This is a genomic window from Aliivibrio fischeri (genome assembly GCA_038993745.2).
GTDB classification, from domain to species: domain Bacteria; phylum Pseudomonadota; class Gammaproteobacteria; order Enterobacterales; family Vibrionaceae; genus Aliivibrio; species Aliivibrio fischeri_B.
The window spans coordinates 1,900,350-1,914,729 of sequence record CP160629.1; the positions used below are offsets into that span (position 1 = coordinate 1,900,350).

A 14,380-nucleotide genomic window follows, 5' to 3' on the forward strand; every position below is an offset into this window, starting at 1 on the left:
ACAAAAAAGGCTTCCCTGAATTCTCATGGGAAGCCTTTTTTAATTCTAGATAATTAACCGTAAATTATCTTTTTTCGTTCAAAATAATACGTAGGGTACGACGAAGTGGCTCTGCTGCGCCCATAGTAATTGGTCACCAACCGTAAAGGCATTTAAAAACTCATTACCCATCGACATTTTGCGTAAGCGACCAACTGGAACAGATAATGTCCCTGTTACTTTTGCCGGAGTTAATTCCTGTGCCGTAATATCACGCTCATTAGGGATCACTTTAACCCAATCATTATGCGTTGCGATGATCTCTTCAATCTCATCCATTGGAACATCTTGCTTTAACTTAATCGTTAATGCTTGCGAGTGACAACGCATTGCCCCAATACGCACACACGTACCGTCAATTGGTACTGGAGCATTTTCAAGCCCTAGAATCTTGTTCGTTTCTACTGTTGCTTTCCATTCTTCTTTACTTTGGCCGTTTTCACGCTTCACATCAATCCATGGGATCAAAGAACCCGCTAATGGAGCACCAAATTCAGAGGTAGGAAAAGAACTAGAACGAATGGTCTCAGCCACTTTTCTATCAATATCTAAAATTGAACTCGCAGGATTTGCCAACTCAGAAGTCACACAATCATTAACCACGCCCATTTGTGAAATCAGCTCACGCATATTTTTCGCACCAGCGCCTGAAGCGGCTTGGTATGTCATTGCACTCATCCATTCAACTAGACCCGCTTTATACAAACCACCTAATCCCATTAGCATTAAACTAACGGTACAGTTACCACCTACGTATGTATTGGTTCCTGCATGGATGCCTTGCTGAATTTGCTCAAAGTTAACAGGATCAAGGGTAATAATGGCATCATCTTTCATACGTAATGTCGATGCAGCATCAATCCAGTAACCTTTCCAACCTGCTTGTCTAAGTGCTGGGTACACTTTTTCAGTATAACTGCCACCCTGACACGTAATGATGGCATCTAATTTTGATAGTGATTGAATATCAAATGCATCTTGTAATAGCCCTGCATCTTTACCAAGGTTTGGAGCTGGAATCCCAACTTGCGATGTGGTGTAAAATACAGGTTCGATATGATCGAAATCGCGCTCTTCAACCATACGTTGCATCAATACAGAACCAACCATACCGCGCCAACCAACTAAACCTACTCTCATTCTACTCTCCCTGTAATCTTAAAAAATAAATACGCTTCCTCCATCTATATGATGAACAGAATAAAATCTCAAGCACTATTTTTATATGATTTGAAATAAATGCCGTCTTATTTCCTTACATGTGAACGAATAGATATAAGAGAAAAAGCGCAATAAACCACCAATTCAATAATTATCTTTTTAGTAAAAGACAATTTGAAACAACATAAATATAACTTTTATGCACCTTACTTTAATTCGCATCAAAAACCTTCAAAAGTAAGCTCTTAACACTTCTTACACCTAGTTACACTTCATAAAGTTTCACCAAAAACCAAGAAAGCAAACGTTTAAACCAATAATCACCGACAAAAAGTGAGGTTAAGTTACTATTCATGCTATTTTTTAATACAAAATAAAACATCAACTCATTTTTAAAATCAAATAAACCATTAATTAAAACCATTTATTAACGCTAAAATTACGTTTTTATTGTGAAATTAACAAGAGTAGAGATAAAAATCACAAATAAACCAGAGTTAATCGATCTATTGTTGATCATAAGGTAAAGTGCACCTCGTTTAGAAAACACAACCCCTTATCGTATGAATTTTATTCATACATACAAAAAAGAGGCTTTATACATGAAGCAAGCAACAACAAAGTTACCTTCGATTACGCAGGTAATTATATCTTTAGGGCTATTTCTACTTCTTGCCTTTTCATTCACGGCACAACTTGATCTACCTATTCAACTAGCTCTTTACATCGGCTGGTTCATTATCATGACGTTAGGTATCAAATTAGGCCATGATTACAAATCTTTAGAAAAAGCAGCTCTAAATGGCATCTCCAATGGACTAGGAGCAGTATTAATTCTCTTGGCTGTTGGCGCATTAGTGGGTACTTGGATCTCTGGTGGTATTGTTCCAACCATTATTTACTACGGCCTAAAAGCCATTCACCCATCTATCTTCCTTTTAGCTACAATGATCATCTGTTCATTAACGGCTCTTGCAACAGGAACATCATGGGGTGCGGCTGGTACAGCTGGTATTGCAATGATGGGGATCGGTCAAGGTCTTGGTGTTCCAGCACCAATTACTGCTGGTGCAATCCTTTCAGGCTGTTACTTTGGCGACAAAATGTCTCCACTTTCAGATTCTGTAATTCTTGCTTCTTCAATGTCTAATGTTGAAGTTATGGAGCACATTAAAGGCATGCTGCCTGTTGCTCTTATCAGCTACATCATCACTGGTATTATGTTTACTGCATTTGGTTTCCACTTTGCAGGTAACGTAGACATGAGCCAAGTTGATTCTGTTATCTTAGCAATGGAAGAGCAATTTGTTATCTCTCCATTCTCATTTGTTCCTGTTGTTATTGTTCTTGGCCTATTGGCGATGAGAATGCCTTCTTTCCCAGTGATCAGCTTTGGTTCTCTTTTGGGTATTGTATGGGCAGTAATGGTACAAGATATCGATTTCTTGACAGCATTTAATACTGCATGGGCACCTTTCTCAATTTCATCTGGTGTTGAGTTTATTGATGCGATCCTAAACCGTGGTGGTATGTCTTCAATGCTTGGCTCAGTTGCAGTTATCGTATTTGGTCTAGGCTTTGGTGGTCTATTAGATAAAGTAGGTGTTCTTGAAACCGTTGCTAAACTATTTGAAAAACGCGTTCAAGGTCCAGGTTCTCTTGCAACAAGTACGATTGCTACTGCTTTCTTTGGTAACATCTTCGGTTCGGCGATGTATGTATCGCTTATCCTTACACCAAAGATTTGTGCGAAAAACTACGACCGTTTAGGCTACAAACGTAAGAACCTATCTCGTAATGCTGAGTTTGGTGGTACGTTAACTTCAGGTATGGTTCCTTGGAGTGATAATGGTATCTACATGGCAAGCATCTTAGGCGTCGCTACACTGTCTTATGCACCATTCATGTGGTTAAGCTTCGTATGTATTATCGTAACGATTGTAACTTCATACTTCGGTTGGTTTGTTGATAAATGCGAACCAACGGTAACGATAGAAGAAACTGATGAAGCTATCGCTGTAGAAACAAAAACAGCATAATTTCTTAGTTTACTCATTAAATAAAAATGCCAGTGATTGATCACTGGCATTTTTGTATCTAGCACTTAATTATTCGGATTATGTTTATTACACTGTGGCTTTCTTAACTGCCGCTCTTTTTCCTAAGAAATACCCTAACCCTAGAGGAGCAAAGAAAATAGCCAAGATAAACAAAATGAAGTAAATGATTGTACTCTTAATTAAATCGATCACTTTATCCATAGCAAGAGTTAAAACATCTTGGGATACTTGATCTAAATCCTGAGTAAACTTCTCACGCTCTTGAGTTACAATGATTGCAATAGCCTTACGCTCTCTTTCAACCATATCAACCAATTCTTTACGCTCACGAGCTACCATAGCTTCTAAAGCAATACGCTCTGCACTTAATTGATTCAGTTTATCATCGGTTTTCATGTCCAAATCATCAAGCAATGGCTGCAGCTGAATACTCATCTGCTCGGCAAGATTTTGCATATATTCTGGGTTATTTTTCACGAAATCTTGGAACGATTGCGATGTATTTCGTAAGCTCTCTAGTGTTTTGTTCACGTCATTGCCATTAATCGTACTATTCATGGCAATCAATTCAGCTTTCCACGTCATAATTTTTGGCGTTTGTTCAGAAACTAAACCAAGACGATCAGACACATCACCTAGTGCTTCAGGCATAGTGCCTAGTGTAGCTACTGCTTCTGTTTCATCAATATTTTGATGAGCTAACCAAGCCTTTAATGCAGGTGTTCTACGCATCATTAAACTATCAAATGCATGATCTTTTACAAATTGAGTAACAAACTCTTTCCCTGATTTAAATTCTGAGCCAGATAATAGTTTTTCTGCCATGTTTTCAATATCGACATATAAAGCCTGACTGGTTTTGTAATCAATATCGCTATCAAAGAGCTCAGCACCTTTACCTTCTGGAGAGAAAAATTGCTCCATTTGTGCCACAAACACCCAAGTATCAATCAACGCCACTTTTGGAGATACTTGGTACGCTGCACGCTGAAGCCCTTCTTCTGCATGAATCTTCCATAATAAGACATAAGACTGATGTAAGGTGTCATCTTTAGGGTAAGTTAATGCGATTTCATCTGCCGCAGATTCTACTTCACTAAAGAAATGCTTACTGTATTCACGAGTTAAAATACGTGTATTTAGCTCTGCTGTTGTCAATGGCACAGATTGAGACTCTAACTTTACTTCAAGAAGAGAACAGCCATTAAGCATCAAAAGAGAGATAATAATAGAAAAGAATTTAGAGGTGTGTTTCATTACAACCCTACCTAACCAAAAATGATAATTAAAGAGTAGATAGGGTATCATTTTGTAAAAAGCAAGCTATCAAATATTTGAGAAGAGTTGTCAAAACGCACTCAAATAGACAGCTTACTTTTGATCATATAAGCAACAATTATGATTCAGAAGAACCTAATCGACGCGTTAATTGATCTTTAAGATTTGGCGGAGTGCCCTTGATTGTTAACGTATCCGTTTCTGGATCATAAAAAACACGCTCACCAAGCAGCATTGCATCAAAATTTAATGATAAGCCACCACCAGCACCAACAAATTTAGTTAATTTTCGTAATGCGGTACGATCAACAGGGAAAGACTCTTCTAATTCATATCCTTGCTCTTCTGCAAATTGATAAAAATTTGAGCCTGACTCAGACGTTGGTAATTCACTAGCTAGCTCTTTAACTGTTAACTCTTCACCAGCTTGAAGCTGACCATTACAGTAATCATAAACTTGTTTGCGATATTGTTGTTTTTCTTCTTTGTCTAAACGTTCGTCAGCACAAAAATCTTCAACCGCTTGCATTAATACTTGGTTTTGAACTTTAGTATCCATACCAACATCAGCTTGTAAGAAATCTAAGAAGAAATCAGAGACCTTACGACCAACACGACCCTTAATGAAAGTCAGGTAACGATTCGAATCTGAATCGGTTTCCCAAGTTGATAAATCAATACGTGCAGCAATATCCATTTTTGCAATATCAAGATAATCAGTCGCACTAATATCTAGTTGCTCAGTGACTTTCATACTTTCATTTGATGGTAATACCGCGACAAACAGGTATTCAGTAGCCAATGATTGGTATTCAGCAATAACTAAAATACCTTCTTCTGCAAATGGATATTTAATCAGCTCTGATTTTAACTTCTCTGCGGAATTGTTGCTAAACTCTAAAAAAGGCGTTTCGTTCTTGCGAACAGATGATAACCAATGACCAAACTCACTTTCAGTTTTGAAAACACCGAAGCCTTTACCCGCTTTTGAATTAAATACACGGTGTAACTCAGAAACAAGGGCTTCTGTGAACTCTTCGTTCTCAAGAGTTTGATTTCTTAGACAAACTTCAAGTTCATCTTGCTCATTTTTTACTAATTTATGTAAAATTACGTTTGAAAGGGTTAAACTCATAATAGAAAAGGTTTTTAGTTGACGTACATAGTAGGTTATCATAAGCCGCTTTCACTATCATTAACTGACTGAAAAGACTTATGGCTATTACTTCAAAATACAGCAACAAACAAATTGAACAAATGTTAACAGAGATGGTCGATGTATTAGACAAACATCGTGCACCAGCTGATTTATCTCTAATGCTAGTTGGTAACATTGCAACAAACGTTCTAAACCAAGAAGTGCCAGCAGAACAGCGCCAAATCATCGCTGAAAAATTTGCTCAAGCACTACTTAGCTCACTAGATAAACCAAAAACTCACTAAGAGCGAGAATTCACAGACCATGGTTGATAGCGGGAATACATACGGCGACAAAGTTTCTAAGTTAATTACTTGGGGTCACTGGTTTAGCTTTTTCAATATCATTGCAGCAATGCTTATTGGTACGCGTTATATAGCGCAATCACCATGGCCTGAGACCTTTCTTGGTCAAACCTATCTTGTATTAAACTGGATAGGTCACTTTGGTTTCTTAATCTTTGGGTTTTACATTCTTGTTCTGTTTCCGCTGACCTTTATTACGCCATCACAACGACTTATGCGTATTTTAAGTGTCATCATTGCAACGGCAGGAATGACTCTACTCTTATTAGATACATACGCTTATCAAAACCTTCATTTACATATCACGCCGCTAGTGTGGGATATGTTACTTAACAATGATAAATCCAATTTAAATACACAATGGCAATACTTGTTCATTGTGGTACCCGTAATATTCCTACTGCAACTCTCATTATCTGAATGGGTTTGGAATAAACTACGTAAACTTGCTCATAAACATGTTGGTCGTCCATTTGCGATCACATTTGCCATCGCTTTTATTGGTAGTCACTTAATTCATACTTGGGCTGATGCCTCAGCTTATGGTCCAGTAACGGCTCAGCGCGCTACATTCCCGCTCTCTTACCCTATGACAGCTCGTTCATTTTTAGAAAAGCACGGATTCATTGACCGCGAGGCACTTGCAAAACAAATTCAAAATGAAGGAACTGGTGGCGCAACAGAAGCCATGCGTTACCCTCTTGAGCCTATTGCATTTAAAACAAAGCAAAAAGATTACAACTTGCAAATCATTATGATTGATAGCCTTCGAGCAGATACGCTAAATCATACTGACACACCAAATTTAACTCGATTTGCACAAAACAATCTGAACTATAACAACCACTACAGTGCAAGTAATAATCCAACAAGTTTATTCGGGTTATTCTATGGTCTGCCTGGTAATTACGTAGATAGTTTTAGAAACTCACACATCGAATCACCAATTTTAACCGAGCTACACGCTAGAAATTACCAATTTGGTCTATTTAGTGGCGATGATTTTAATTCATCTCTGTATAAGCAAATCATCTTTACCAAAGGTGAAATTGCTCAATCAACAGAAAAAATGAATGATAAAAAAGCAGTTTCACAATGGAAAGATTGGTTCGGTCGACAAACAAGTGATAAACCTTGGTTTAGTTATTTAGAGCTTACATCTGTTTCTGAATACGATGACGCTGCGCCGATTTCGACTTCGAATGTAAGTCAAAACCTATTTGAAACAAACTACCGTAAGGCAGTACAAAGAACAGATAAACAACTTAAAGCGGTTTTATCAACCTTAAAACAGTCCCCTGACTGGGAAAAACCATTGTTATCATCACTTCAAACCACGGTATGGAATTTGATGAAACACAAACAAACAGTTGGGGCTCAAGCACTAACTTTAGTGAGTATCAACTACGTGTTCCAATGCTTATCCATTGGCCAAATGTAGAACCAGAACTCATTACAACAACATCCAGTCATTTAGATTTAGCGCCTACTTTAATGGAAGAGTTTTTAGGTACAACAACCCCTGCAGATAGCTACAGCAGTGGTATTAACCTATTTGACCAAACAGAAGATCGTAATTGGTTACTTGCTGGAGACAGAAAAAATATAGCACTAATAACAGGAAAAAATACCGTTGTTATTGATACTTTTGGTAACTATCGAGTTTACGATGAAAACTATCGTCGTTTAAAAGATGAGAAGCCAAAACTGTCTTTATTAATGCAAGGTATCTCTGAATTGAAGCGTTTTTATCACCCTAAAAAATAAAAGATGAATTAAAAATTCAAGTATATTTCTAATCCCTTCCTTAATTGTGAAGGGATTTTTTTTGCCTATAAAATACGAACAACTGCTTTATCCCCCCAAAATTGTCGCAATTGCGATCAAAGTGAATATTTTTAAAGCAAACGGAAAATATTTTAAAAAGAATACTTTACAATAAGTAAGGGTATCGCTATTATTCACCGCGTTGGAGGGATGGCTGAGTGGTCGAAAGCACCGGTCTTGAAAACCGGCAAGGGTTAATAGCCCTTCTAGGGTTCAAATCCCTATCCCTCCGCCACTTTCGAGATTCAGATAGAGTCTGGGTTTCAAAAAATTGGAGCGGTAGTTCAGTTGGTTAGAATACCGGCCTGTCACGCCGGGGTCGCGGGTTCGAGTCCCGTCCGCTCCGCCAACACAACGAAGGCATTGTCGAAAGACGATGCCTTTTTTGTATCTATTGAAAATGAAAATACTTCCAAGATCCAGATAAAGTCTGGGTTTCTAAATAATTCTCCGATTCTTACCTACTCATTTCTAAAGACTGTAAAGTAAAAATCGAACTACTCTCTCTTCATATCCCTCCCTGTACAACACAATAAAAACAGCGAACTTTGCATTGATTTGCTTTAAATGCCATCAAAATGAATAAATTTGAATCAAACGAATTTATTTTTAAAAAGAAGTCTTTACAACAAGTATGGGTATCGCTATTATTCACCGCGTTGGAGGGATGGCTGAGTGGTCGAAAGCACCGGTCTTGAAAACCGGCAAGGGTTAATAGCCCTTCTAGGGTTCAAATCCCTATCCCTCCGCCACTTTCGAGATTCAGATAGAGTCTGGGTTTCAAAAAATTGGAGCGGTAGTTCAGTTGGTTAGAATACCGGCCTGTCACGCCGGGGGTCGCGGGTTCGAGTCCCGTCCGCTCCGCCAACACAACGAAGGCATTGTCGAAAGACGATGCCTTTTTTGTATCTGTTGAAAATGAAAAAGCTTCCGAGTTCCAGATAAAGTCGGATTTCAAAAAATCCATCACACCAATTCTTTAATTCTCAAAATTTGCGTTAAAACTAAGACAATCAAACAAAGCATTTCAAAGAATTAGAAGCAGGTTGCGAAACTTCATTCAAACCATTATTAACCAAGGTACATTTGTATTAGCCTAAACTCGATTTTATAAAATAATAAGGCTAGATAAATACCATGAAAAAATTATTTACTACATTAGCTGTTCTAAGCGCTCTTTCAGCAACGCCATTCGCTTCTGCATCAGAATGGGGTTATACAGGAGATACAGGCCCTAACCACTGGCATGGCGTTTGCCAAACAGGCGTAAACCAATCTCCAATTGACATTACCAATGCCATTGAGAGCGAATTAGAGCCGATTACGTTTAATTATGGTCAGGCTGGTGAAAACATCGTTAATAATGGCCATACGGTGCAGGTAAACATAAAAAGCCCACAATCAATTCAAGTTGAAGGTAAGACATTTAGCCTACTGCAACTGCACTTCCATGCTCCAAGTGAGAATTTAATTGCAGGACACTCATATCCGTTAGAGATGCACTTAGTTCATGCTGATAAAGATGGAAACTTAGCCGTTGTTGGTGTGATGTTTAAAGAAGGCAAAGCAAATCCAGAACTTGCTAAAATCTGGTCGCAAATGCCTGAATCAGGAGAAGTCACTCTTGATAAGAAATTAACACTAACGAACTTATTACCAAATGATCAAGCCTACTATCGTTTTAATGGCTCATTAACGACACCACCTTGTTCTGAGGGTGTGACTTGGCTAGTAATGAAAAATCCTATTGAGATTTCATCTGAACAATTAGCTCAATTTAGAGAACTCTACAACGGTAATAACCGCCCAACCCAAGCAATTAATGCTCGCCCTATCTTAAAATGATAATGAAAATGCCGTAAATCCACACAAAATGCTCGAATTTACGGCAAACAGTACTTAATTTTAAAAGAGTACTTTACATGAAGGTGGGGAACGCCTATTATTCACCGCGTTGGAGGGATGGCTGAGTGGTCGAAAGCACCGGTCTTGAAAACCGGCAAGGGTTAATAGCCCTTCTAGGGTTCAAATCCCTATCCCTCCGCCACTTTCGAAGCCCTAGCAGAAATGCTGGGGCTTTTTCGTATACGCAAATAAAATTGCTTTCCAAAAAATAAGTCTTAAAGCCCTTCTCTTTGTTAGTAATAATCAAAAAGCACTGCCGCTTATCTAAATACGTACTATTCAAGTAATAACTAAAAATCGATATAAACAAACACATAAAAACAATAGATACTTAAAAACCGATCTCTTATTTTTTATTCAACATCAAATCAATCTTGCCTAACAATAAAGCGAAATGTTCGATTTTAAAGCAAACGATGCGTAATTTAAAAAGAGTGCTTTACATGAAGGTGGGGAACGCCTATTATTCATCGCGTTGGAGGGATGGCTGAGTGGTCGAAAGCACCGGTCTTGAAAACCGGCAAGGGTTAATAGCCCTTCTAGGGTTCAAATCCCTATCCCTCCGCCACTTTTGAAGCCCTAGCAGAAATGCTGGGGCTTTTTCGTATCTATAGTTCAATCATACGTTAGAGCATACTTATTCGTAGATATCGTCATTAACTATACCTCCCAACACCAAAGATAATGAGATTTTGCTCTACGTTATTACTTTACTCTCACTTATTTTCTTTAACCTAAATAATCTATATTCCAGCCTTTACTTATATCACTCCCTTACAAATATAATCACTATATATTAATCATCATATTTTCTATCAAAATAAGAAAACAATTAATAACATTCGCAAAATTTAGTTTTTAACAATTATATAGAAGCTATAAATTCTCTTACAAATTTAAAATTGATAGATTTAATTTAATTAGAGTAAACTCGAAAAAATTAACAACTCCCAAAGAAAGATAAATAAAGTCAAAAAGCCCCAGCTCAATTATAAATAAATTAAATATATTATTAATTTTACCTAAGATGATCACATCATGAATCTAACATTAAAAAATACAGTTTTTATATCCACATTTTCACTGTTATTTATAATATCAATAATTTTAACAGGAACAGGATATTTTACATTTAAAAATTACAACATTAACTCTACTGAAGAACATAAAAAAAATATTGGTGCTTTATTAGCTATCTCATTAGAAGAGAACATAAACAGTTATTTTACTGCTATGGAAGCCTTATCTATCGATTTCGATAGCAATGGAAATATCAGTGATATAAAGCAAGCAACAACGAGTTTAGAATTATTACGTAAAAGTACGAATGTACCTTTAGTCTCTATTGGACTTAAGAATGGGTTAACGTTCGAAAATGGTGCTTTTATCCCTAATTTCAATGCAAAGGAAATGAAGAGAGAATGGTATCAGCGTACATTTAATGGTGAAACTAAAATTATCACACAAGCTTATAACGATGCCGCAACTAACCGTACTGTTTTCGCCTTTTCAAGTCCCCTTTATAAAAACAATGAAATTATTGCTGCAGTAGTTATTACAATTGAATTAGATACAATTAAAGAATTCATTAGTAAACTTACACCTGAGAATCAGGTTTTTGTTTACGACAACAGTGGATATATTGTCTCTGCTCGTAGGGATCACTTAATCGGTAAAAATATATTTTCTGAACGTCCTGAATATAAAAGCTTTATTAATAACGAACTAAATTACAGCATTGATAATCGATATGTATCAGCATATAAAACAGAAGTACCATCAATAAATTGGAATGTTGTAAGTTATGAATGGGACGATGTTATTGCTCAACCAAGTAAAGACATGTTAATTGATTCAATAATATTATTTGTTATCGTATTAAGTATCGCTCTGATTCTTGTTCACTTTTTATTAATAAGATTAATTTATGCACCAATAGGTGGAGAGCCCGCTTATATTTCTTCTATTCTATCAAATATCGCAAATGGTAACCTATCTGAAAAATTCACAATTACAGGCAAGGAAACAGGGATTTACGCATCCGCTATTGCCCTTAATCAAAAATTATCATCAATAATCAAAAATAGCTTATTACTTTCTGATAGCGTGTCTTCGGCTTCCGAAGAACTAACACTAGTGATGAATGATACTTCAAACAACTCTCAACAAGAATTAACCCAAGTTGAAGCTATCTCAACAGCGATAAACGAACTTTCGAGTACATCCAAAGAAGTGAGTATCAATGCGCTGCATGCAGAAAATGAAACACAAAACGCAATCAATAATGTGACGAAAGGATTAGAGGTTCTTAATTCTTCGATTTCGCTAGCTGGCAATATCAATGATTCTGTTCAGCAAACAGCGGACATGATCTCAGAGCTTAAAATTAACTCTAACAATATTGGAGAAGTAACAACGGTTATCAGCTCTATTTCAGAACAAACTAACTTACTTGCACTAAACGCAGCAATCGAAGCTGCTCGTGCAGGAGAGCAAGGACGAGGCTTTGCTGTTGTCGCTGATGAAGTCCGAAATTTAGCGGCAAAAACTCAAGAATCGACAAAAAACATTCAAGAAATCATTCTTAAATTACAAGAGCAATCTGAAATTGCCAATACGAATATTGCTTCGAATGTTGTTGCTATTCAAGAGTATATAAATCTGTCTGAAGATGTAAAAACTTCATTTGATAACATCGTTCTTTCTGTTCAATCTATCTCTGATGTTAATACTCTTGTGGCAACAGCTTCACAAGAACAGTTAGCGGTAACAGAAAATATTGCTCAAAATACAACGGCTACTTTTGATTTAGTACACCAAAACGTATCGGCAATAAACCAAACACAACAAGCTGCTGCTGAACTTTCGCAATTAGCTGTATCACAAAAAAATGAGTTATCTTTCTTTTTAATAGATGATAAATAATACAAAGAAGTGACAATAAGATATTTAAAGCCCTAACAGAGATGCTAGGGCTTTTTTATATGTGCGGGTAATTATTTTTGCTTCGCAATCCACTGCTTAACAAAATCAATTACGTATTTTTGGTTAGTAATTGCCGTTGCAGGATCAAAATCTTGATTATGTAAATCTGTGTTCGATAAGATTCGAATACCGATAAATGGTACTTTATAAGCCTCTGCAACTAATGCTGCTGATGAGCTCTCCATCTCTTCTGCCGCAGTTTGGTAGGTTTTGTGTAGCCAATTAATTCTAGCAACTTCTCGGTTCCATTCATCAGCGGTACCAATTACGCCTTTAACCACTTTGCCTTGAGCAGGATGCTTTACATTCTTATAAGCAAAGTCGACTAACTCTGGAGTTGAATAAAATGCGTCATGCTCAACAAACTTATTATCTTCTCTTAATCGCATTGTTACTGTGAAGTTTTTCCATTTTTCAGGTTGAATACCTTCTTCTACTTTAGAGAATTCAGAGCGATTTGCTCCCATATTGAAGCTCTTAACGGCTAAAACAATATCACCACGGTAAAGCTCTGGATCATGACCACCAGAAGTCCCTTGGTTGATAATCATGCCTGGTGAAAACTTCTCAATAGCTAGAGTTGTTGATGCTGATGCATTAGCAATACCCACTTCAGTTCTTGACACAATGACTGGATAATCATCAATAGTTCCAGTCCAAAACGTCCAAGAGCCAAAAGTTACCTCTTGTTTGTTTTGTAACTGCTCAACCATATAGTTAACTTCGACATCCATGGCGCCTTGTAAAACAATAGGCTTTGGTGCTGCAGCTAAAGAAAACGAAACAAGCGTAAATAAACTAGCAAGAAAATAACGAAGGTACTGCATGTATATATCCCTAATTAATATTTTTATGATTAAAAATTTTGGCGGATAATACAGGAACACCAACAAAAAGCAATCGTTTGCTATTTTATTTCACACTCTGTCAAATTCTTGAGCATCCAAACATCACATCCATTGTGTTCAGTTCCATCAAGAGGCGTAGATAAACGCTTAAAGCCTAAATCTTCATAGAGAAAGATCGCAGACTTCATACTGGATAGCGTGTCTAGGTAACACTGAGTATACCCAACCTCTTTTGCAAACTTTAAGATTTTCCCCGCAATAGTTTTACCGAACCCACGTCCTCTTGCTTCTGGTAGGAGAAACAATTTTTTCAATTCACAGATCGTTCCACTGTTATTAAATGGCGATAAACCACAACCTCCCACCACTCTGTCATTAAGTAGTAGGATAAGATATTTACTTTTTTCTTTTGGATTATAGTGAGCACTCATTTCTAACACTTCGTCATCACCAGGTCCAAATCCTTCTCCAACAGCACCGAATTCGACACCTACATTTTTAATGATGTAGCAAATGTCATTATCGTGCTCACTAGATATATCTACGATTCGATATTTCATTTTAATTCTCCGAAATCAGCTATTTTTCATTATAGAAAAATAAATAGAACATAATGCTGCCAAAAATTGATTGTGTGGGCTCAGTACAGATTTTGATCACAGAGAAAGTTATTTCTTTTCATTAATTACATATTTTATAAATCACGAAATTAATTACATTAAATCACAACTAAATAACGCCTTTTGTTTCCGATTTGATGCGTTTTACAAAAAA

The 14,380-nt window shown here is 36.9% G+C and carries 8 protein-coding genes, 6 tRNA genes and 2 pseudogenes; 11 read left to right on the plus strand and 5 right to left on the minus strand.

Annotated features, from left to right (window positions below; all coding sequences use genetic code 11):
* Nucleotides 1-64: 64 nt before the first annotated feature.
* Nucleotides 65-1,179: pseudogene (asd, locus tag AAFX60_009200) on the minus strand (aspartate-semialdehyde dehydrogenase).
* A gap of 623 nt (nucleotides 1,180-1,802) precedes the next feature.
* Between asd and nhaC the strand changes: the two are divergent.
* On the plus strand, nucleotides 1,803-3,239 hold the full coding sequence (gene nhaC / locus AAFX60_009205; GenBank protein ID XDF76915.1) for a Na+/H+ antiporter NhaC: 1,437 nt from the start codon (nucleotides 1,803-1,805) through the stop codon (nucleotides 3,237-3,239).
* Between the two features lie 87 nt (nucleotides 3,240-3,326).
* On the opposite strand, the gene AAFX60_009210 is transcribed toward nhaC, so the two are convergent.
* Together AAFX60_009210 and yejK are read right to left on the minus strand one after the other, a co-directional pair.
* Entirely contained in the window at nucleotides 3,327-4,517 is a 1,191-nt protein-coding gene (locus AAFX60_009210) for a chemotaxis protein (protein ID XDF76916.1), read from the minus strand.
* 139 nt (nucleotides 4,518-4,656) lie between these two features.
* A complete protein-coding gene (gene yejK / locus AAFX60_009215; GenBank protein XDF78915.1) occupies nucleotides 4,657-5,673 on the minus strand; it encodes a nucleoid-associated protein YejK in 1,017 nt (338 codons plus the stop codon).
* Between the two features lie 80 nt (nucleotides 5,674-5,753).
* Here yejK and AAFX60_009220 point away from each other — a divergent pair, with 80 nt between their 5' ends.
* From AAFX60_009220 to AAFX60_009265, 10 genes and pseudogenes are all read left to right on the plus strand, one after another.
* Entirely contained in the window at nucleotides 5,754-5,981 is a 228-nt protein-coding gene (locus tag AAFX60_009220) for a YejL family protein (protein ID XDF76917.1), read from the plus strand.
* A 19-nt stretch (nucleotides 5,982-6,000) separates the two neighbouring features.
* A pseudogene (locus tag AAFX60_009225) lies at nucleotides 6,001-7,808 on the plus strand (DUF3413 domain-containing protein).
* Nucleotides 7,809-8,012: 204 nt separating this feature from the next.
* Nucleotides 8,013-8,103, plus strand: a tRNA-Ser gene (locus AAFX60_009230).
* A 38-nt stretch (nucleotides 8,104-8,141) separates the two neighbouring features.
* A tRNA-Asp gene (locus tag AAFX60_009235) sits at nucleotides 8,142-8,217 on the plus strand.
* Between the two features lie 312 nt (nucleotides 8,218-8,529).
* A tRNA-Ser gene (locus tag AAFX60_009240) sits at nucleotides 8,530-8,620 on the plus strand.
* Between the two features lie 38 nt (nucleotides 8,621-8,658).
* Nucleotides 8,659-8,735 (plus strand) — tRNA-Asp (locus tag AAFX60_009245).
* 270 nt (nucleotides 8,736-9,005) lie between these two features.
* Complete coding sequence (locus AAFX60_009250) at nucleotides 9,006-9,713, plus strand: carbonic anhydrase family protein (protein ID XDF76918.1); 708 nt, start codon at nucleotides 9,006-9,008, stop codon at nucleotides 9,711-9,713.
* 111 nt (nucleotides 9,714-9,824) lie between these two features.
* Nucleotides 9,825-9,915, plus strand: a tRNA-Ser gene (locus AAFX60_009255).
* 335 nt (nucleotides 9,916-10,250) lie between these two features.
* Nucleotides 10,251-10,341, plus strand: a tRNA-Ser gene (locus AAFX60_009260).
* A gap of 470 nt (nucleotides 10,342-10,811) precedes the next feature.
* On the plus strand, nucleotides 10,812-12,698 hold the full coding sequence (locus AAFX60_009265) for a methyl-accepting chemotaxis protein (GenBank protein XDF76919.1): 1,887 nt from the start codon (nucleotides 10,812-10,814) through the stop codon (nucleotides 12,696-12,698).
* Nucleotides 12,699-12,769: 71 nt separating this feature from the next.
* On the opposite strand, the gene AAFX60_009270 is transcribed toward AAFX60_009265, so the two are convergent.
* Both AAFX60_009270 and AAFX60_009275 read right to left on the minus strand, forming a co-directional pair.
* Nucleotides 12,770-13,585 (minus strand): 5'-methylthioadenosine/S-adenosylhomocysteine nucleosidase, encoded by an 816-nt coding sequence (locus AAFX60_009270; protein XDF76920.1) that lies wholly within the window; start codon nucleotides 13,583-13,585, stop codon nucleotides 12,770-12,772.
* 80 nt (nucleotides 13,586-13,665) lie between these two features.
* Nucleotides 13,666-14,166: a GNAT family N-acetyltransferase gene (locus AAFX60_009275; GenBank protein ID XDF76921.1), complete on the minus strand. Its 501-nt coding sequence runs from the start codon at nucleotides 14,164-14,166 to the stop codon at nucleotides 13,666-13,668.
* Nucleotides 14,167-14,380: the final 214 nt, after the last annotated feature.

Coding starts and splice junctions, on each gene's coding strand:
- AAFX60_009265 (XDF76919.1), top strand. CDS start 10,812: ATGAATCTAACATTAAAAAATACAGTTTTTATATCCACATTTTCACTG.
- nhaC (XDF76915.1), top strand. CDS start 1,803: ATGAAGCAAGCAACAACAAAGTTACCTTCGATTACGCAGGTAATTATA.
- AAFX60_009220 (XDF76917.1), top strand. CDS start 5,754: ATGGCTATTACTTCAAAATACAGCAACAAACAAATTGAACAAATGTTA.
- AAFX60_009270 (XDF76920.1), bottom strand. CDS start 13,585: ATGCAGTACCTTCGTTATTTTCTTGCTAGTTTATTTACGCTTGTTTCG.
- yejK (XDF78915.1), bottom strand. CDS start 5,673: ATGAGTTTAACCCTTTCAAACGTAATTTTACATAAATTAGTAAAAAAT.
- AAFX60_009210 (XDF76916.1), bottom strand. CDS start 4,517: ATGAAACACACCTCTAAATTCTTTTCTATTATTATCTCTCTTTTGATG.
- AAFX60_009275 (XDF76921.1), bottom strand. CDS start 14,166: ATGAAATATCGAATCGTAGATATATCTAGTGAGCACGATAATGACATT.
- AAFX60_009250 (XDF76918.1), top strand. CDS start 9,006: ATGAAAAAATTATTTACTACATTAGCTGTTCTAAGCGCTCTTTCAGCA.